The sequence below is a fragment of the Undibacterium sp. Di27W genome, assembly GCF_049340345.1.
GTDB lineage: Bacteria > Pseudomonadota > Gammaproteobacteria > Burkholderiales > Burkholderiaceae_D > Undibacterium.
Window position 1 is genome coordinate 39,245 of sequence record NZ_JBMPOS010000008.1, and the last position, 18,029, is coordinate 57,273.

The 18,029-nt window shown below is 52.0% G+C and carries 20 protein-coding genes; 11 read left to right on the forward strand and 9 right to left on the reverse strand.

The genetic code is table 11. From position 1 onward, the window contains the following. The gene (locus ACO0LF_RS16735) at positions 1-165 is read right to left on the reverse strand and encodes a hypothetical protein (RefSeq protein ID WP_423015942.1); all 165 of its coding nucleotides are present in this window, start codon (positions 163-165) and stop codon (positions 1-3) included. On the opposite strand from ACO0LF_RS16735, the gene ACO0LF_RS16740 reads away from it, so the two are divergent. Both ACO0LF_RS16740 and ACO0LF_RS16745 read left to right on the forward strand, forming a co-directional pair. Then, positions 166-1,119, forward strand: a complete 954-nt coding sequence (locus ACO0LF_RS16740; protein ID WP_423015945.1) for an AraC family transcriptional regulator — start codon at positions 166-168, stop codon at positions 1,117-1,119. 77 nt (positions 1,120-1,196) lie between these two features. Next, complete coding sequence (locus ACO0LF_RS16745) at positions 1,197-1,631, forward strand: EamA family transporter (protein ID WP_423015947.1); 435 nt, start codon at positions 1,197-1,199, stop codon at positions 1,629-1,631. Positions 1,632-1,882: 251 nt separating this feature from the next. Here the strand turns inward: ACO0LF_RS16745 and ACO0LF_RS16750 are convergent, their stop codons facing one another. The 3 genes from ACO0LF_RS16750 to ACO0LF_RS16760 all read right to left on the reverse strand — a co-directional run bounded on the left by ACO0LF_RS16750 (position 1,883) and on the right by ACO0LF_RS16760 (position 5,715). Next, a complete protein-coding gene (locus tag ACO0LF_RS16750; protein WP_423015949.1) occupies positions 1,883-2,902 on the reverse strand; it encodes an alpha/beta hydrolase in 1,020 nt (339 codons plus the stop codon). Between the two features lie 357 nt (positions 2,903-3,259). Then, positions 3,260-3,724 carry a MarR family winged helix-turn-helix transcriptional regulator gene (locus ACO0LF_RS16755; protein ID WP_423015951.1) on the reverse strand — a complete coding sequence of 155 codons (465 nt, stop codon included), beginning with the start codon at positions 3,722-3,724 and terminating at the stop codon, positions 3,260-3,262. A 353-nt stretch (positions 3,725-4,077) separates the two neighbouring features. Then, entirely contained in the window at positions 4,078-5,715 is a 1,638-nt protein-coding gene (locus tag ACO0LF_RS16760; RefSeq protein WP_423015953.1) for a methyl-accepting chemotaxis protein, read from the reverse strand. A 673-nt stretch (positions 5,716-6,388) separates the two neighbouring features. Here ACO0LF_RS16760 and ACO0LF_RS16765 point away from each other — a divergent pair. The 3 genes from ACO0LF_RS16765 (at position 6,389) to ACO0LF_RS16775 (ending at position 8,082) form a co-directional block, all read left to right on the forward strand. Continuing rightward, positions 6,389-7,189, forward strand: a complete 801-nt coding sequence (locus ACO0LF_RS16765; RefSeq protein WP_423015955.1) for a class I SAM-dependent methyltransferase — start codon at positions 6,389-6,391, stop codon at positions 7,187-7,189. A 197-nt stretch (positions 7,190-7,386) separates the two neighbouring features. After that, the gene (locus tag ACO0LF_RS16770; protein WP_423015957.1) at positions 7,387-7,788 is read left to right on the forward strand and encodes a PRC-barrel domain-containing protein; all 402 of its coding nucleotides are present in this window, start codon (positions 7,387-7,389) and stop codon (positions 7,786-7,788) included. 99 nt (positions 7,789-7,887) lie between these two features. Further along, the gene (locus tag ACO0LF_RS16775) at positions 7,888-8,082 is read left to right on the forward strand and encodes a hypothetical protein (protein ID WP_423015959.1); all 195 of its coding nucleotides are present in this window, start codon (positions 7,888-7,890) and stop codon (positions 8,080-8,082) included. A 266-nt stretch (positions 8,083-8,348) separates the two neighbouring features. Here the strand turns inward: ACO0LF_RS16775 and ACO0LF_RS16780 are convergent, their stop codons facing one another. After that, positions 8,349-10,457 carry an AsmA family protein gene (locus ACO0LF_RS16780; protein ID WP_423015961.1) on the reverse strand — a complete coding sequence of 703 codons (2,109 nt, stop codon included), beginning with the start codon at positions 10,455-10,457 and terminating at the stop codon, positions 8,349-8,351. Positions 10,458-10,619: 162 nt separating this feature from the next. Between ACO0LF_RS16780 and ACO0LF_RS16785 the strand changes: the two genes are divergently transcribed. Then, positions 10,620-11,156 (forward strand): ferritin-like domain-containing protein, encoded by a 537-nt coding sequence (locus ACO0LF_RS16785; RefSeq protein ID WP_423015962.1) that lies wholly within the window; start codon positions 10,620-10,622, stop codon positions 11,154-11,156. A 130-nt stretch (positions 11,157-11,286) separates the two neighbouring features. Then, on the forward strand, positions 11,287-11,589 hold the full coding sequence (locus ACO0LF_RS16790; RefSeq protein ID WP_423015964.1) for a DUF883 family protein: 303 nt from the start codon (positions 11,287-11,289) through the stop codon (positions 11,587-11,589). A 37-nt stretch (positions 11,590-11,626) separates the two neighbouring features. Here ACO0LF_RS16790 and ACO0LF_RS16795 read toward each other — a convergent pair whose 3' ends face one another. Genes ACO0LF_RS16795 through ACO0LF_RS16810 form a run of 4 tightly spaced genes read right to left on the reverse strand, consistent with a single transcriptional unit; the run spans position 11,627 to position 15,283 of the window. Next, positions 11,627-12,268 (reverse strand): ABC-type transport auxiliary lipoprotein family protein, encoded by a 642-nt coding sequence (locus ACO0LF_RS16795; protein WP_423015966.1) that lies wholly within the window; start codon positions 12,266-12,268, stop codon positions 11,627-11,629. Further along, positions 12,265-13,209, reverse strand: coding sequence for an MlaD family protein (locus ACO0LF_RS16800; RefSeq protein ID WP_423015968.1), 945 nt, complete (start codon positions 13,207-13,209; stop codon positions 12,265-12,267). Before ACO0LF_RS16800 ends, ACO0LF_RS16795 begins: the two co-directional genes overlap by 4 nt. Next, the gene (locus ACO0LF_RS16805; protein ID WP_423015970.1) at positions 13,194-14,081 is read right to left on the reverse strand and encodes an ABC transporter ATP-binding protein; all 888 of its coding nucleotides are present in this window, start codon (positions 14,079-14,081) and stop codon (positions 13,194-13,196) included. The genes ACO0LF_RS16800 and ACO0LF_RS16805 overlap by 16 nt, the downstream gene beginning before the upstream one ends. Continuing rightward, positions 14,081-15,283, reverse strand: a complete 1,203-nt coding sequence (locus tag ACO0LF_RS16810; RefSeq protein WP_423015972.1) for an MlaE family ABC transporter permease — start codon at positions 15,281-15,283, stop codon at positions 14,081-14,083. Before ACO0LF_RS16810 ends, ACO0LF_RS16805 begins: the two co-directional genes overlap by 1 nt. A gap of 472 nt (positions 15,284-15,755) precedes the next feature. On the opposite strand from ACO0LF_RS16810, the gene ACO0LF_RS16815 reads away from it, so the two are divergent. The 4 genes from ACO0LF_RS16815 (at position 15,756) to ACO0LF_RS16830 (ending at position 18,007) form a co-directional block, all read left to right on the forward strand. Further along, entirely contained in the window at positions 15,756-15,962 is a 207-nt protein-coding gene (locus ACO0LF_RS16815) for a hypothetical protein (RefSeq protein WP_423015974.1), read from the forward strand. 46 nt (positions 15,963-16,008) lie between these two features. Then, positions 16,009-16,155, forward strand: coding sequence for a lmo0937 family membrane protein (locus tag ACO0LF_RS16820; protein ID WP_423006463.1), 147 nt, complete (start codon positions 16,009-16,011; stop codon positions 16,153-16,155). A gap of 25 nt (positions 16,156-16,180) precedes the next feature. Next, the gene (locus ACO0LF_RS16825; RefSeq protein WP_423016397.1) at positions 16,181-17,089 is read left to right on the forward strand and encodes a YihY/virulence factor BrkB family protein; all 909 of its coding nucleotides are present in this window, start codon (positions 16,181-16,183) and stop codon (positions 17,087-17,089) included. 297 nt (positions 17,090-17,386) lie between these two features. Then, the gene (locus tag ACO0LF_RS16830) at positions 17,387-18,007 is read left to right on the forward strand and encodes a hypothetical protein (protein ID WP_423015976.1); all 621 of its coding nucleotides are present in this window, start codon (positions 17,387-17,389) and stop codon (positions 18,005-18,007) included. Positions 18,008-18,029: the final 22 nt, after the last annotated feature.

The window sequence follows — 18,029 nt, forward strand, 5'->3', positions numbered from 1 at the left end:
CTACCTTTCCAGTGTGACCGCTGATTGCGGAATGTAGCCATGATAGGCAGGCAGGGTCATAAACAAAATGCCGGAAACTTTCTCATTCTTGCCTAATCCTCTTGCGGCCAGCAAATTGCCTGCAATTATTGCTATGATGAATGCCTGTTCCTCTTCATCAGACATATGCAAAGCAAGGACGATATCAATTCCAGGCTGGCCAGCATGGTCGCCAGCCTGACGGCGCAAGAAGGCTTTACGGCATCCGCATTGGACTATGTGCATTTCATGCGCAGTGACCATGCCTATAGCCGCACGCCTGTCATGTACGAACCCTGCATCTGCATCATCGTGCAGGGGCGCAAGCGGGCCTATCTGGGCGACGCCACATACACCTATGATGCGCGGCAATACCTGGTGGTATCCGCCCCCATGCCTTTTGAAGCAGATACCGAAGCGACTGCAGAACAACCCATGCTGGGCATCCACCTGGGCATACAGCACGCCCTGGCGGCAGAACTGGCGCTAGCCGTGCAGGAGGCGCAAACTGATGCAGCCCTGAGACCGGCAGACACACCAGCAGGCACACCCGCTTTCATGTATGCGACGCAGGTTGACGATACCCTGGCCGAAGCCGTGCTGCGTCTGCTGCACGCGCTGGCATCGCCACTGGAGGCAAAGATACTGGCACCCGCCATCGTCCGTGAAATTTATTTCCGCATACTCATGGGTGAGCAAGGTGCAGCCATGCGGGCAGCCTTGAGCCAGGGCAGCCATTTTCAAAAAATTACCCGTGCCTTGCGCAAGATCCATGAGGGCTACAGCGACAAGCTCGATGTCGATAGCCTCGCGCGCGAATCAGGCATGAGCCTGCCCGCTTTTCATCTGCATTTCAAGCAAGTGACCAGTACTACGCCGATACAATACATCAAGGCCATGCGCCTGCATAAGGCACGCCTGCTGATGATACGCTCAGGCATGAATGCCTATACCGCATCGAATACCGTGGGCTATGAAAGCAGCTCGCAATTCAGTCGCGAATTCAAACGCCTGTTTGGCCGCAGCCCGCTGGAAGAAGTCAGGCAAATGCGCAACGTCTTGCGCATGCATGAGGGTGTAGGCTTATCTTCATTATCCTAGGCGAATAAAGATGTAGAATCATCCAGCAATCAGATGCTTTGTTTGACATGCGCTGCAACAGGACCAAGGAGTAGAAAATGACGACATTGAATACCTGGTTTTATTGGGCTGCTTTATCAGCCGTGTTTGCCGCCATGACGGCCATCTTTGCCAAGATAGGTATACAGGGCGTCGACTCTGACCTGGCCACCCTGGTGCGCACCGCCATCATCATCGTCGTGCTATCCCTGTTTGTGGCATACACGGGCAAGTGGAGCAATCCGCTGGAATTGTCGGGCAAGACCTGGCTGTTTCTGACTTTGTCCGGCCTGGCCACGGGGGCATCCTGGGTATGTTATTTCCGCGCCTTGCAGCTAGGGGAGGCATCCAAGGTAGCCCCCGTCGATAAATTCAGCCTGGTGCTGGTGGCGGTATTTGCCTTTGCATTTTTGGGTGAACGACCATCGTTGCGCGAATGGACAGGCATAGGCCTGGTCGCGGGTGGGGTGTTGTTGCTGGCGTTTAAGCGGTGATTAAGCGGTGATTAAGCGGTGAGTTTAATGACATTTTTAAGAACACCAAAAATCTCACCACAGAGGCACAGAGACACAGAGGAGTCACCGAGGTTTTAAGGGGACGCTAGTAGCTCGTAGGTTGGGCTACGGGGTATCAGCCCAACACTGGGCCGATGATAAACGTATACGTTTTTTAACCGCCCAGTGTTGGGCTGGTGAAGCGTAGCCCAACCTACGTGCTACGAAACTACTCGCGTTCAAATATCCCCTTACTTCAAACTCGCCTTCAATTCTCCACCTGCCTGCAACATTGCCGAGCGCACGGCTGGTACTTTGGCCAATACGTTCAACAAGCCAAAATCATGGATCATGCCCTTGTAGCGTACGGTCGTGACCTTGACGCCTGCGGCATCGAGTTTGCGGCCATATGCTTCGCCTTCGTCGCGCAGGACATCGAATTCTGCGGTTTGTATCAGGGCCGCTGGCAAGCCTGTCAATTGCTCAGTCGTGGCACGCAGTGGGGATGCATAAATTTCCTGGCGCTTGGCAGCATCGGTAGTGTAGTTATCCCAGAACCATTTCATCATATTGCGGGTCAGGAAATGGCCTTCAGCAAATTGCTTGTAAGATTCATTATTAAAATCAGCATCTGTCACTGGCCACAACAGGATTTGCGAACGCAGTTTGGGCCCGCCTTTGTCCTTGGCCATGAGGCTGACGACCGCCGCCATATTGCCGCCAACGCTATTGCCTGCGACCGCCAGGCGGCTGCCGTCGACCTGGATTTCCTTGCCGTGTTCTGCCACCCATTTAGTGGCTGCATAGGCTTGCTGGATGGCGATGCCATAGCCAGCTTCTGGTGATGGTGTGTAGTTGACGAAGATGGCAACGGCACCTGATTCTGCCACCAGGTCGCGCACCAGTCTTTCATGGGTAGGATAATCGCCGAGCACCCAGCCGCCACCATGGAAGTACATAAAGCCTGGCAAGGTTTTTTTAACACCTGCAGGGCGCACGATAGTCAGCTTGATATCGCCACCATCGACCTTGATGATTTTCTCGGAAACATCAGCCGCAGGCAGGCTCAGTTTGACACCTGCTTGCGCACCGACCAGCACGCCACGTGCATCGGCCACTGATAATTGCTCCAGCGGTTTGCCACCACCAGCCTCCAGCGCCTGCAAGAAAGCTTGCGTCGTTGGTTCAACACCGGGGCTGCCTGCCGCAAAAGCATTGCTGACGGAGAGGCTGATGGCTGTTGCAGCGAGGAGCGATTTCAAGTGTGTCATGGTCATTTCCTTTTCATGTGATGCAGTGTGATGACTGCGTTAGGGGTACTACAAACTGGTTTTTCTGGACTACTTTTTTAAATAATTCACTATTAAATAGTACACTATATATTTATAAAACTGCTGAAGGCAAAACAAACTCCCAGGCAAGCACAATATCGCCCATACCTGCGGTGTTAGCACCCATCTCTTCAATACAACTGCGCTCTGTAGGAGCGGCTTTAGCCGCGAATGCCTGCGCAATTTGAACGACTTTTTACTACAGCATCTTCGCGGCTGAAGCCGCTCCTACAAAAATAATACCCACTATTAAATAGTGCACTACTTATTTTAAATTTCAACAATTCCGAACATCAATCATACATTCTTCATCAAGGCTGCCCGCAAGGCCAATATCTCTTGCTTCAAGTCGCGTGCTTCGTCAGGAGAACATTCTGTCGCACACAAGACCGAGGTTGGTAAACTCGCAGCCTGCTTGCGCAAATCATTACCCGCTTTGGTCAGCGAAATAATCACCTGGCGCTCGTCTGCTGCCGACCTGACTCTGGTGATCAACTCTTGCGCTTCCATGCGTTTGAGCAAAGGTGTCAAAGTGGCCGAGTCCAGTATCAGGCGCTCGCCTATGTCATTGACGGTTTGTTCATTCTGCTCCCACAAAACCATCAGTACCAGATACTGCGAATAGGTAATCCCCATTTGCTTGAGCAACTTGCGGTACAGCTTGTTCATCGCCAGGGAAGTCGAATAAAGGGCAAAACAAAGCTGCTCACCCAGTTGCGGCACTGGGGTTTGCAAGGTTGATTTAGTGTTTGCGGTCTTCATGCCTTGCATTTTAAATAGTGCGCTATTTATTTGCAAGCTATTTTTAAAATATTTATTAGTGCCAATTTGTGCGGTACTCACCTTGCAAGAAATCTTCGTTAAGCGGGGAGTGGTATGCCGCCCAGATTTCCTGTCAGTTTCGTAGGTTGGGCCGGGCCTCGCCAGGCTACGGTTTACCAGTTTCGTAGGTTGGGCTACGGTTTACCAGCCCAACACTCGTCGGTTAAATAACGCATACGTTTACCGCAGGCCCAGTGTTGGGCTGATGAAGCGTAGCCCAACCTACTAACTTTGCAGGGGACCGAGTTTGAAATAGCTGCTCAGTTTCGTAGGTTGGGCCGGGCCTCGCTAAACTACGGATGCACCAGACGCAAGCTGGGACGTTTGGCTGGTGCAGCTTCGCTGACTGTGCTAATCACCTGCAATTGCGCCTGTGGTCTGTGCAGAGGTCCAAGTTTGAAACCGCTACTCAGTATCACCAGGTGTTTTGCCTGTTGCTCCAGTAGCCTGGCCGCGGTGATGGCGACGCTGAGTTGTACGGCATCTTTGTGGCTCGCATATTCCATGTCAATGATGGCATGCTTGGCTTGCCTGATGCTGGCTTCCTGTTTTTTGGTAGACGTGTTGACCTCGGTCATAAGACTGGTGACCTGTTGCAGGGCAGTGAGGATTTTTTCTGTGCCGGCATTGCTCTGGCTAAAAAGCTTGCTACCGTGATCAAGTTTTTCCTGCGATTCATTCAGCAGGTTTTTGATTTCCTTGACGGCACAGGCAACACATTGTGCCAGGTCGCGCACTTCTGGCGCGATTGCTGTAAAACCCTGGCCTGCTTCAGCAGCGCTGTCATTTTCCAGCGTGGCTTTCAGGGACAAGGTATCGATCTGGAAAACCAGTTCATCGATCACATGGATGTTGTCAAAAATCCTGGCCGATGCCTGCTGGATTTGCGTCATCGCGATAACCGCCCCACCGGCTGCCTGCCCTTTTTTGAAGGCAAGTTCGCTCACATCATCGGCGCATTGCATGGCATGGCGCGCCTGCTCAGCATTGTGGCGTATCATTGTTGCCAGCTCATTGATGGCAGTCGCCGCACGTTTTTGAGAACCTGCCTGCTGTTCTATGCGGGCAGATAAGACTGCATTGTTGTTGAGTATCTGTCCAGATGTCCTGGCGATATTCGAGGTATTCAGGTGCATGTCCTTGACGGTCTTTGCCAGCCCGGTTTGCAGCCTTTGCAGAGAAGCCAGCAAGCTGCCTTCGTCAGGCACTTCTGGAGAGATGCTGACATCCAGATCACCGTCGGCAATTTGCCTGGCTATTTGTGCGGCGTAAGCTGGCTCACCGCCAAGTTGCTGGTAAATGTTATGCAGCATAAAGTAAGCCAGCGTCGCCGCCAGTACCAGACCCAGTCCCATGACTGCCCATATCAGTTTGCCGGATGTGGCATATTCTGCCTCAGACCCGGCAAATCCTTTTTTGATGTCATCCATATGCATGCTGCGCAAATTGCTCAGGGTCTTGAAAAGTGCAGGATAGAGTTTGTCGGCAGCGTTGCTGATATTCTTGATCTTTGCGGCGTCTGCCACCTGCATCGCCTGAACAAGTGGCAAGGTGACAGCATGGTCGAAACTGACACGCAAATGTGTCAATTCATCTGCTGTCTTCCTTGCTTGCGAAGACATGGGAGCCGTCGCAAAATCTATCCACAACTGTTCTATGGCGCGCTTGTCATGCTCGATCTCTTCGGCGCTTGCCTTGAGTTTTTGTGGTGTAGGGTCAGCCAGTGTCGACAGGATGGCATAGCGATTATCCATCAATAATTTTTCAAGGCTGGCGAGTTTTTCCAGGCTCAGTGTACCTTCTTCATGGCTGGCCTTGACCGCAGCATGCGAGGTGCCCAAAGCATACAGCCCGGTCATCCCTAGCAAGATCATGAGTGCACTCATGATACCCATCACTAGCATCAATCTGGTTTTTAGTGTCGTCTTCATGGCCCGGCCCCAATCGTCAATCCATACCAATTAAAAAAATAGCAAAAATACATTCTCAAGTATCAAATTCCTGTAGCGCATATCTGGCTTGCTCTTGCTGCGCTTACAAATTCCGGCGAGTTAATTCTTGTCATGTTTTTATTTTTCTCAAGACCTTGCATCCACCGGGATTTTTTTTATCACCATAAGTAAGAAGGTATAAGAAAATTGCTCGATGGAAAACCGTATTTAGCAATGTTTGACTGTGCGCAATATGAATTCACATTCGTGTAGAAATGGCATTGCCACGCTTTTTAGCGCGCAGTAAGGAGAGCAATAAGGGATGCAAATCAGCAGCCTTTGCATCGATACGCCTGCTCATCCTGTAAAGATATCTCAACACCAACACACTTGTCTTTTATGCTAAAATTTTCCCCTCTTCCATTTCCTTCCAGGGACACTTCGACATGAACAAGTAATGCAGGATGTTGCTACATCTTTAACGCGACTACACTGCCCGCCGGGTAGCTGGTTTGCTGCATTGCTGTTTTTGCCTGATGTCTCATGTCTGATGCAAGGTGTCTGACCGACATCTGATCCACGCCAGCGGTTTGACCCGTTTTGGCTATACGACACAAAAGCAATTCTGAACCCGCTGACGGGCATTTTCAAATACCTATTTTGAGGATAATCCATGCCTGATACAAAAACTTTTGATTTTTTGACGCATAACCGTGACTCCTGGGACCAGCAAGCAACGCGACAAGGCGCATGGTCACAAGCAGTCAGCAGCGCCACCATCGCGGCAGCGCGCAATGGTGATTGGCAGGTGCATCTGACGCCAGGCCCCCTGCCCGCTGACTGGCTGGGGGATGTGCGCGGGCTGGAGTTACTTTGCCTGGCAGCGGCAGGGGGACAACAGGCACCGGTGCTGGCGGCAGCAGGCGCAAGCGTGACGGTGTTTGATTTTTCTGCCATGCAGCTGGCGCAAGACCGCATGGTAGCTGAGCGTGATGGCCTGGAGATGAGGATAGAGCAAGGCGATATGCGTGACCTGTCGCGCTTTGCAGATGATAGTTTTGATTGCATCTTTCACCCCATCTCTAATCTCTATGTCCCGGATGTCAGGCCAGTGTGGCGTGAATGCGCACGCGTGCTGCGCCCAGGTGGCAAGCTGCTCAGCAGTTTTTATAATCCTGTGTTGTTTGTGGCTGACCGTGATCCACAGTATGCGGAACAGGGCCTCATCAAGCCACGCTTTCAATTACCGTATTCAGACTTGCGCGATCTGAGTCAAGCCGAGCTGGCTGGCAAGCAGGCACGCGGTGAAGCAATGGTGTTTGGTCATAGCCTGACTGAGCAAATAGCAGGTCAACTGGAGGCAGGCTTGCAGCTGCGCGGTTTCCTGGAAGACCACCAGCCACAGCCGCGCTTCGTGCTCGATCATTACCTACCCAGCTTTCTGGCCACCTATGCAGAAAAACCCACGCATTAACCAGCTATCAGCTTGAATGATGCGCCAGATGTCTTTGGCGCATCGAGGTTTTTCGTTGACAGCAAGCAAATACAAGTATCGCCTCAGTTGAATTTTTACAAATCGCATCAAAAAATTCTGCTTATGTGGGCTATCGAACTGTACAGAACTGTTCGGACGCGCATGCTGAAACCTCGATTCACTCTTAAGGATTTATCATGATTGATAATACTTTCGACACTTACGTCCCCGACCCCTCTTACAATACTCACAAAGGCCCCGGCCCTCATTTGATGGGAGCGAGCACACTGACCGGCAATAAGGTCGTCAACCTTGCTGAAGAGCATCTGGGCGAGATCAAAGAAATCATGCTCAATACGCATACCGGCAATATTGCCTATGCCGTGGTGGCCCATGGCGGCCTGCTTGGCATAGGTGAAAAACTGTTTGCCCTACCCTGGTCGACACTGCGCCTGGATGCGCTGAACAAGCGCTTTATCCTGGATATTGCAAAAACCCATTTTGAAAATTCGCCCGGTTTTGACAGTGAAAACTGGCCAGACATGGCAGATCAAATGTGGGTGGATTCGGTACAAAGTTATTCCACCAAAAGCGCATAATTTTTTTGCCAGAGGTCTTTGCAAAATCAAGATGGCTAGCGATGCAAGGACGCCAGCTTGATTCTGCAATCGCCTCCAACTCAACATCAGGAGAACACCATGGACTACACAGAAATGCAATTTGCCTTCAAGGTATATGAAAAAGCCCTCAACAAGCGCAGCCGTCATTTGTTCCGTACACCGGAACCAGTGCGTGATGCGGAAGAAGCAAGATACACCTTGCAAATGGCCGTCAATGAAGTATTAGCCGAGACGCGCGAAGTAGCATCCATGATCAGGACCAGCCCTTACTGATCGCCGCTACGCATTTGTACAAAGTAAAAAAACAGCCTTGATCACAAGGCTGTTTTTTTGGCTGCTGGCAGTGGAAAATCGGTGCGTTATAACGCACCCTACTGACTAAGCAAATGCGTAGGCTGCGCCAAGAACACCGACCTCTCTTTCAACAACCTGAAGAGACGCATGGCTTCATACATACCTGTCAGTGCATAGGTCATCATGGTGCGCATGGCGCACCATGCCTCGCACCTTACTTCGCATCTTAACCATAATGCAGCTTTTTATTTCTCTGCTTTCTTCCCCGATTTAAGCAAAGTCGCACAGCCACTACTTTCATCCGGCCCTGTGTTCACCAATGGCAGCAAGGCGGCAAATGGACTGAGCAAGGCCAGACCTATGGCACCGCCCGCACGCAGGGCCAATACTCCCTTGTCTACGCTGACATTAGGGTGCAAGAAAGTGCCGCGCACATACAGTGGCGCACGCAGTGAGAGTATGCGCAAGCCCTTGCTATTGGGTTTGATGGTCAGGTTCAGGTCTTCTTTTTGCAGATTGATGCTACCTGTGATTTCTATCAAGGCTTCATCGGTGTCGATCAAGAAACTGCGGGCATTCATTTCCCCATTGGTGACAGAAAAATCACTGAGCATGCAATTGAGCCTGACCTGCTTGTCACCAGCCATGCGGGTCAGGATGATATTGCCGATATTGAGCCCCATTTCTTCCAGCAAGAGTTTGCTGACTGTGCCATGGTCTAACATGCTGCTGACTTCGCCATTAGCGGCACCCAGCAGGCTGGCGACAGAATTACCGGTGGCAGCCAGATTGGCATCGGCATTGATTTCACCTACTGTCAACTTGGACGTTGCCAGGGTGGGGATTAATTTCTGTAACTGTATATGCCTGGCAGTGACGCGCATTTTTGCGTGTATGGCGGGTGCATGGGATGGGCTATCTTCCAGCTCGCTGGTACTATTTTTGGTAGTGCCACCATTGCCATCCAGCGTGATATGCGCCTGCATCTGGCCACCTGCCAGTTCAAAACTCAGCGGCAGCATAGTGATGACACCATCTTTCATGATCAGCCGGGTTTGCAGCTTGTGGATGGGCAGTTCTTTTTTTCTTATCAGTTTGCCTGCGCTAAGATTGACATCGGCATCAATACTGCGCCAGCGCTCGGTACGGAAGGCTTCTACCGGCAAGAGTTTGTCACCTGGTTGTACTGCAGTCGTGCCACGCTTGAGTTTATTGGCATTGGAATCTGCGCCTACCAGTGGTGCCAGATCGGCAGACTGCAAGACTTGTGAGCTCATATTACCTTGCAACAAGGGTCGCAATTTTCTGGCTTTCCTGGTTTGATAATCCAGGCTGCCGGCCAGGTCACTGGAACCGACCTTGCCGGTGAATTTCTCGTATTTAAAGTGATTGTCTATCTTGCCCAGAGTAGCTGTCAGATGGCCTGCGGTTGTAAATTCCGGGGTTTCAGGCAAGACGATGCCAGTCAACGGATACAAGCGCGCCATGCTATTGCCGGATATATGCAGACGCATGTCCACCGCGGCCAGCTCACTGGGCTTGGTAACACTGCCCTCTACATCGATTTTGGTTTGCCCCATTTGCAATTGCGCCATGATGGGGAAAGGCTGGGTCTGGCTTTGCAAGGACAAGATGGCACCAGCCTTGCCGCTGCCAGTGATTTTTTCGCCATACAGCTTGCCCTGCAGTGTCCAGCTGATGCCATAGTCGGCATCGGTATTGAGGCTTTCTATATCGGCGCTGACATCGGCATGGCGGATGGCATCGACAAAATGCAGTTTGCCCTGGCTGAGGACCAGCCTGTGCAATTCAAGTTTCCAGGGAGAGGTGCTGGTGCTTTTTTTAAAAGTCCAGTTATTGCTGCCGTCGGCAAAGCGTTGCAAGGACAGGCTGCTATTCTGAAAACGCAGCAAGGGTATCTCCAGCCTTTTGTCCAGCAAGGCCAGAGGGTTCAAAGAGAAAGACACTTCATTGATCTCGGCCACATCTTCAGCGGGCAGTTGGGTCACAGCAGTTGAAGCCGGTTTTTTTTCTGCGGCGCTTGCTGGCGTGCTTGTTGACATCGTCGCTGGCTGACCAATATGGATATCCTGCGCCTGCAAATGCGGCCAGGGGATGCGGCCACGCCAGCCAGTAGCGGTTTCCGGGCCGCTGAGTTGTTTTTCCCAGCTCAATGCCAGGTTGCCGCGTATGCTGAAAGGCCGCCCCAGGGCTTCGCTGGCGCGTTCATTGAGCCAGGGTTTGGCGCGGTTCCAGTCCATGTTCAGCAATATCAGCAAACTCAGCGCCAGCAGGCTGACTATGGTCGCCAGGACTATCAGGCTGATACGGATAATTTTTTTATGGGATTTCATGTGGCTGTATGTGTTTCAGGGCAGGTTGGGCCAGGCTCTAGCCTACGACATATGTATCTGCATCTATGTACGCCAACGCACTGACGCCCGTGCTGGCAAGGCTTATAAAGTAGTCAGGTGAAGCACTCATCTGCAAACCCATTTTTATCAAAGGAAAATATCATGCATGAAGTCACTAGCAATGCGCACACTGGCATAGACACTGCTGCCATACGCGAAGCCGCCAGGAACCTGGATGATGGCGCTGTTACCGCTGGCTACCAGGGCAATCGTGAAGAAGTGATCGCCATGCTCAATGGTGCACTGGCCACGGAACTGGTGTGCATCCTGCGTTACAAGCGCCATTATTACACGGTATCTGGTGCTAACAATGGCGCGATCAAGGCAGAATTTCTTGAGCATGCACTGGAAGAACAGGAACATGCCGATCTGCTGGCCGAGCGCATCGTCCAGCTCAATGGCAAGCCTGATTTCAACCCGGCGTCGCTGACTGAGCGCAGTCATGCTGAATATAACGATGCCGAAGATGTAGCAGCCATGGTGAAAGCAAACCTGATCGCTGAAAGGGTGGCAATCGAATCCTACCGTCAAATGCTGGCAAGAATAGGTGACAGCGACCCGACCACGCGTCAGATGCTGGTAGGCATCATGGCCAAGGAAGAAGAACATGCGGATGATATGCGAGATTTACTGGAATAGAGGGTAACGCTCTTTACAGGAATGGCAACCGCGCAAACGTCATGGCAATACCAGACCCGATAACAGCAACACCAAGGCAACACCAGCTTCAACAATTGCAGTCCCAACCCTACATATAAAGGAAACCATCATGCTTGAATCTGACTTCAAATCTATCAACAAAGATATCAAAGTACTGCTCAAAGATGCGCAGGGTTTGTTTAATGCAGCTGCGGCCCTGACTGGCGAAAAAGCCGACGAGATGCGTGCGCGCGGCATGAAAATGGTGGATACGGCCATGGCCATGACCCAGGATGCACAGACCTCCATCATCGCCACCGGCAAGCAAGCCGTAGAATCTACCGATACCTATGTCAAGGACCATCCATGGAGCAGCCTGGGTGCAGCAGCCACCGTGGGTCTGTTGGTGGGCTTGCTGTGTAGCCGCAAGTAAGCAGCCCCCCCCCTTCTCACTGCCAAGCAGCCTGCAATCAGGGCTGCTTTTTTCTTGCCTGCGCATTTTGCGTCACCTGGTCAACGCAAAATGCCCGCAACTGCTGCAAGACCTGGGCTACCGCCTGATTGCTGGCGAGTACGCCGCCATAGGCATCTTCACTGGTCGCGGGGACGCTGATACTGAATTCATGCCAGGCAATGATTTGCTGGTTTTGCCTGTCTGACAAATGAGCACGCAATTTGAAATGGACCTGGCTGGGCTTGCTGCTGAAATCTTGTTGCAGGCTGAGTATTTCCAGGTCCAGCCGGTAAGTGGTCAGCACGGCACTGGGGGCCTGCAAGACCACCTTGAAAATACCACTGGACTCCAGCGCCGCGGCCACCAGGGGCATGAGCATGGCAGCCGGTGGCTTTTGCCACTGGCTTTGCTGGAACTCTTCTACCTGGTATTGCTGGCGCATGAAGAGCATGCGATTGCTGTCATAACCAGCGGCAGCGCGCACGGTGCCGAGCATGATCGTGGCCGTTGCATTGGCTGGCACTGGGGAGCTACCGGGCGCGATTGCCTCCAGCCTATAGCTGGCGACCGGCGCCACGTCGGCAGGTTTCAGGGCCGAACAAGCGGTGAGGCTCATGGCCAGGATGGCTGTCATACTGCTGGCGTAGGGATATTTCATGGTTTCACTCCTTGGGTTTCGCCAGGACCTGCTGGCGGGGCTTGTCGCCCTCTGATCAGGCTGCTGGGATTGTGCTCGGTTTGTTCTATGAGGCGGGTCAATGAGGCTGACAAGGTACTCAGCTCTGTCATCAGTCTTTGCATTTCTGGCAGGGTGTCGCTACTCAACTGGCGCATGCCGCCACCGATTTCATCAGCCGTTTTTTTGGTACTGTCGCTGGCTGCACCCGCCTTGTTAGCCATAGTGGCCAGGGCATCGGCACTCTTGCTGATGCGCTGGAACAGGGGGTCTATGTTGGCACTGGCATGGGCAGTATTGGCCGTGGTGATGGCCGCATTATTGATGGCCACGCGCATGGCGGCTTTTTGCGATGCCAGGGTTTCCATGAGGCTGGATGTGTTTTGCAAAATCTTGCTGAAGGCGGCGCGGTTCTCGTCATTCAGGATGGCATTCACATTGGCAGCGGTGCGGTCAAGATTGGCCAGCACGGCGCTCAAGACATTTTCCAGCCTGGCGCTCAGGGAAGGTTTGGTCGGTATCTGTGGATACGCCTGGCCTGCAGTTGCCTGCAACAGTGGTGCAGCAGGTGTACCGCCACTCAATTCCACATAGGCGATGCCGGTCAGGCCCTGGGTTTTCAATACGGCCAGGGTATCGGTCTTGATGGGGGTGCCCGCTATGATGGAAAACACCAGCCGCACCTGTTGCGGATTATTCGCATCAAGGCTGATGCTGCGTACCTTGCCTACATTCACACCCTGGTATTTGACAGGCGCATCAAGGTTCAGGCCCGCCACCGATTCATTGACGACAGATTGATACGACACCGTTTGCTGGCGCTTGCCCAGCCCCACCGACAACCAGAGCACAACGGCGATCAGCAGTGCGCCCAGAGCCAGCACAAAGGCACCGACGGCGGTATAGTTTACTTTGGTTTCCATGGGTTTTCCTGTTTAGCCTGTTTGTCCTGTTTGTCTTGTTTATCCTGTTTGTCCTGCTCATCAGTCTGGCCTGCCTGTTGCTCGGCTGCCCGGCCACGCGGGCCATCAAAATAATCGCGGATGATGGGGTGCTGCATGTGTGACAATTCTTCCATGGTCCCTACTGCCAGTACCTTGCCTTCCCCCAGCACGGCAACCCTGTGGGTGACTTGCCATAGCAAATCCAGATCATGGGTAATCATGACGATGGTGGGCTGGTATAGCTCATGCAAATGCCGCAGCAAGGCATCCAGGCCACTAGCACTGGCAGGGTCCAGCCCTGCTGTGGGTTCATCGAGGAACAAGAGTTCTGGGTCCAGCGCCAGCGCCCTGGCCAGTGCCGCACGCTTTAGCATGCCGCCACTTAATTCTGCCGGGTAGAGTCCTGCCGCCTCTGGCTTGAGACCACTCAATGACAGCTTCCAGGCAGCAATGTCGTTGATGCTTTTTTCATCCAGCTGGCTGTGTTCGCGCAACGGCAAGCCTATGTTTTCTGCGACGGTCAGCGTGCCAAACAAGCCGCCTTTTTGGAACATGACACCGCAGCGCTGACGTAAAGACCTGGCTTGCTTGTCGCTGATACCCGCCAGGTCACAGCCCAGCACTTTGACCGTGCCTGCATCGGGCGTATGCAATAAGATCATTTCGCGCAGCAAGGTGGATTTACCGGAACCGCTACCGCCGACGATGGCAAAAATCTCGCCACGGCGTATCTGCAAGTCCAGGCCATCATGCACCACCTTGTCGCCGAAGCGGGTGCACACCTGCTGCATGTCGATGGCGTAGTCGGTGTGCGTATCAGGAGTCGGGCTGACAGCTTGTTCTGTACTCATCAAAGTCCCAGGAGATTAAAGATGACGGAAAACACTGCATCCAGCACGATCACGATAAAAATCGCCTGCACTACACTGCGCGTCGTCTGGCGGCCTACACTATCGGCGTTGCCCCTGGTACGAAAGCCCTGGTAACAGCCTATGATGACAATCACCGCAGCAAATACCAGCGATTTACCCAGCCCTATGAACAAGGTCTTAAGCGGGATTTCTGTAGCAAAGCGGGCCAGGAATTCATGTGTACCAACATCAAGCTGGCTGCTGGCCATGAGCATGCCACCGATGACACCGATCAGGTCAGCGAACAGGGTCAGCAAGGGCAAGGCCAGCATCAGCGCGACCAGTTTGGGCAAGACCAGCAATTCTATGGGTTTGATGCCCAGGGTTTGCAGGGCATCGATTTCTTCTGTGACCACCATGGTGCCTATCTGCGCTGCATAGGCAGAACCAGAGCGCCCAGCGATGATGATGGCCGTGATCAGCGGGGCAAATTCACGCAGCATGGCATAGCCCAGCAATTCGACGACAAAGATATTGGCACCATAATGCTTGAGCTGATCGGCTCCCTGATAAGCAATCACGATGCCCAGCAAAAATGAAGTGACGCCGACGATGGGCAAGGCGGCAAAACCAGCCACCTGGATATTGTGCAGGATGGTACGGCCACGCCAGCGCCGTGGATGCAGGAACAGACCCAGCAGGCTGACCGCCGTTTCACCGATAAAACTCAGCAAGGCCAGATTATCCTTGCAGATATTGACGGTAGCCTTGCCGACTTTTTCCAGCAAGCCAGGTGTCTTGACGACAGGGGCGGCATCCGTGGGCACGTCACCCAGGCCTTCCAGCATATGCTGGTATTGCGCAGGCCATGCCTGCATGCTGATTTTCACCCCGCTATCGCGCAGTTTTTTCAGACGGGACTGCAGGACCCAGGCGGTGATGCTATCGATTTTTTGTATGTGCTGCCCATCGAGTTGCACACTGTCGGCATGGCGCAATAACAAGGTATCCAGTTGACGGATGACATTGCCTAGCTGGCATACTGTCCAGCTGCCGGAAAACTGCAAGATGCCCTGGCCAGCCTGTTCTATGCTGGCAGGCTTTGGCGCAGGATCATTGGCAGCCTGATGGCTGGCGACACTGCCCATCAATATGGCGGCAGGCTTGACGGGGCTGACAGGATGGACAGGATTAGCGGGCATGATGATTTATTATTGGATGCACATGTCATGCAGCTTGCCGGTTTATCGTCAGTAAATCTGTGCGCTGGCGTACTGAGTGGCAGAGATGGAGTCAGAAGGCTTGCTGGAGATAGTGTGGTCAACTTGCAGGGTGCATGCGGAGTGCCAGTAGGGTGCGCATGGCGCACCCTACTAAAAGCAGTTGGAAAATGTTTCTGAAAAACTGAGAAAAAGAACTTACGCAAAACCGCTCCAGCGGCTTGATACTGCATTACTGCAGATATCTTGCTTAGCCACCGTAGCATGCCAGAGCGATTTTGCGTAAATGCTCTTCTAGCCTGGAATCTGTTGCAGTTTTTTTACTGCATGCAAACCGCATAAAATCCACAATCACTACAGAATCACAACATCTACTGCAAAAGCATATTGAAGTCGTAAAAACAAGATTTTCAACAGAGCAGATGGAAGCAGATTTTGGTCGCTGGATTATTGAATGTCCGTGCGCTGGCGAACAGACATGGTCTGGTTCCTGCGTGAAGATGACAACGTGCAGAAAGATGTACAGCAGAATTTGATGAACTCCGGCGCAATGCAGATAAAGCGTATTGCATCACAAATAAATAATTTTACTGAGCATATTTCTGTTGAAAGAAATCGTACTGCGAGCCTGGTCAAAAAACCTGCTTATCAGTTTTCCTGAACTGGCGTAGTCCTTGGATTGCGCCGCTGTTAATGAGAGAAAAATCATGCTCTATACTATCGCCGTTGTGCTTATTATTCTGTGGCTGCTGGGTATGGTATCGGCCTATACCATCGGTGGCTTTATCCATGTCTTGCTGGTCATTGCCGTCGTTATGATCTTGCTGCGTGTCATACGCGGGGAAAGACTGTAAAGTCATGACATTCCTCGTCAGGGCAATGCTCAAACGCGGCATTGCCCTGCCCCGCTTGTTGCCAGGTCTGTTGCATAATCTGCTCAGCATCTTGCAGAATTCTGTGCTCGAATGGCTGCGCCACCGTGCTGCCAGCAAGGGGGCCGCTCTGGCTTTTTATACCTTGTTCTCGTTAGCCCCGATACTGGTGCTGGTACTTGCCATCGCCGGTTTTTTCTATGGTGCGCAAGCGGCCCGTGGTCAGCTATTTGGGCAATTGCAAAGCCTGGTCGGACAAAGCAGTGCCTCGGCCATACAAGCTTTGCTGGCGGGTGCCCGTGATGCCGAGCAAAGCCGCATTGCCACCATGGTTGCCAGTATCTTGCTGCTTGTGGGTGCCACCAGTGTCTTTGCTGAATTGAAAGCCAGCCTCGATGAAATCTGGCAAGTGCCACCTCAGGAAGGCAATAGCATCTGGTTTTTAATACGCACCCGCCTGTTGTCTTTTGGCCTGATACTTGTGCTGGCATTTTTGATGCTGGTGTCGTTGGTGATCAATGCGGTGCTGACTGCGCTGGAATATTATTGGGGTGGCAGCAAGCTGGCGCTGGCCCTGGTATTTCTGCCCCTGTCGTCATTGCTGGGCTTTGCCGTCATCACCGTCCTGTTCGCCGTCATCTTCAAGATGTTGCCGCAAGTACGCCTGCCCTGGAGTGATGTCTGGGTCGGTGCAGCTGGCACCTCAGCCTTGTTCCATGCCGGTAAATATGTGATAGGGGTCTATATCGGCAATAGTGGCGTGGCCAGCAGTTTTGGGGCCGCTGGCTCGATGATTGCCATTTTATTATGGGTATATTACTCCGCCCAGATATTTTTACTGGGGGCAGAATTTACCCGCCAGTATGCCTACAAACTGGGTAGCTTGCGGCACACCGAAAAATTACAGGATAAATAATAAAAAAATAATTCAAAGTTTGCAAAATATCGTTCATACGATTTAGCTTGAAATTGATTACAGCAATAAAATAGTATTAAAAATCATATATTTAAGACATGAAAATCAGTTTGTTAGTGAAAATATAGATTTATAAATAAGCACTGTTTCATTTCCGTAATATCTACTTACAAGATAATGCGTTTTGTCACTTACCTATTATTGTAAAAAATTGTGAAGCGGATAGTATTGCGTCTGGTTAACAGATTGATGGATGTTTGAACTGTCTTTATTTGCAGTTTTAGCAATCTTACGCAAATGAACACTGCATTTCTTCAATTAGTACAAGACAATAAGCTGGCTCAGGATTTGAGCCTGATTATTGCTGATTTTGAAATTCTCGATTTTTTCAAACACTTCGGTAGTTCCTGTTTCGCCATGTCAGCCATACTGGCGCAAATTTTGACAATAAAAGGCTATCAGGCTCGGGTCCAGGGTTGTTATGCCGAAATCAGGAAAGACCAGGGCATTTTCTACATAGGCTATCAGGGCTTTGCCCATGCGGGGCAAAAAGAGGGGCATGCAGTCTGCATCGTGGCTGACCAATACCTGCTCGACTTTGGCCTGGGCACTCTCAGGAAATTCTACGCTCCAGACTTTAGCCAGGTCCTGGTTTGCCCCATGTCTGGCGGCACTGATTACGCAGCGCATCTCCGCCTGGCCGATGGTGCCGACATATGCTGGCGCACAGACTGGATTTCACCCATGGTGGCAGCCGAGCTGCAATCACAAATACCGTCGGTCCAGAATATCCTGGCGATCTATGATGATTTTCAAAAAAACCGGGTAGCCTACCTGGTTAAAAAACTGTTCGCCGACAAGGCGCAAGCAACAGACACCGATATACCCCTGGTCATGCGTCAGCCGCAGGCTGCTTGAGTAACAGCAGCAGCAACCGCGC

Coding starts and splice junctions, on each gene's coding strand:
- ACO0LF_RS16735 (WP_423015942.1), bottom strand. CDS start 165: ATGTCTGATGAAGAGGAACAGGCATTCATCATAGCAATAATTGCAGGC.
- ACO0LF_RS16740 (WP_423015945.1), top strand. CDS start 166: ATGCAAAGCAAGGACGATATCAATTCCAGGCTGGCCAGCATGGTCGCC.
- ACO0LF_RS16745 (WP_423015947.1), top strand. CDS start 1,197: ATGACGACATTGAATACCTGGTTTTATTGGGCTGCTTTATCAGCCGTG.
- ACO0LF_RS16750 (WP_423015949.1), bottom strand. CDS start 2,902: ATGACACACTTGAAATCGCTCCTCGCTGCAACAGCCATCAGCCTCTCC.
- ACO0LF_RS16755 (WP_423015951.1), bottom strand. CDS start 3,724: ATGAAGACCGCAAACACTAAATCAACCTTGCAAACCCCAGTGCCGCAA.
- ACO0LF_RS16760 (WP_423015953.1), bottom strand. CDS start 5,715: ATGAAGACGACACTAAAAACCAGATTGATGCTAGTGATGGGTATCATG.
- ACO0LF_RS16765 (WP_423015955.1), top strand. CDS start 6,389: ATGCCTGATACAAAAACTTTTGATTTTTTGACGCATAACCGTGACTCC.
- ACO0LF_RS16770 (WP_423015957.1), top strand. CDS start 7,387: ATGATTGATAATACTTTCGACACTTACGTCCCCGACCCCTCTTACAAT.
- ACO0LF_RS16775 (WP_423015959.1), top strand. CDS start 7,888: ATGGACTACACAGAAATGCAATTTGCCTTCAAGGTATATGAAAAAGCC.
- ACO0LF_RS16780 (WP_423015961.1), bottom strand. CDS start 10,457: ATGAAATCCCATAAAAAAATTATCCGTATCAGCCTGATAGTCCTGGCG.
- ACO0LF_RS16785 (WP_423015962.1), top strand. CDS start 10,620: ATGCATGAAGTCACTAGCAATGCGCACACTGGCATAGACACTGCTGCC.
- ACO0LF_RS16790 (WP_423015964.1), top strand. CDS start 11,287: ATGCTTGAATCTGACTTCAAATCTATCAACAAAGATATCAAAGTACTG.
- ACO0LF_RS16795 (WP_423015966.1), bottom strand. CDS start 12,268: ATGAAATATCCCTACGCCAGCAGTATGACAGCCATCCTGGCCATGAGC.
- ACO0LF_RS16800 (WP_423015968.1), bottom strand. CDS start 13,209: ATGGAAACCAAAGTAAACTATACCGCCGTCGGTGCCTTTGTGCTGGCT.
- ACO0LF_RS16805 (WP_423015970.1), bottom strand. CDS start 14,081: ATGAGTACAGAACAAGCTGTCAGCCCGACTCCTGATACGCACACCGAC.
- ACO0LF_RS16810 (WP_423015972.1), bottom strand. CDS start 15,283: ATGCCCGCTAATCCTGTCCATCCTGTCAGCCCCGTCAAGCCTGCCGCC.
- ACO0LF_RS16815 (WP_423015974.1), top strand. CDS start 15,756: ATGTCCGTGCGCTGGCGAACAGACATGGTCTGGTTCCTGCGTGAAGAT.
- ACO0LF_RS16820 (WP_423006463.1), top strand. CDS start 16,009: ATGCTCTATACTATCGCCGTTGTGCTTATTATTCTGTGGCTGCTGGGT.
- ACO0LF_RS16825 (WP_423016397.1), top strand. CDS start 16,181: ATGCTCAAACGCGGCATTGCCCTGCCCCGCTTGTTGCCAGGTCTGTTG.
- ACO0LF_RS16830 (WP_423015976.1), top strand. CDS start 17,387: ATGAACACTGCATTTCTTCAATTAGTACAAGACAATAAGCTGGCTCAG.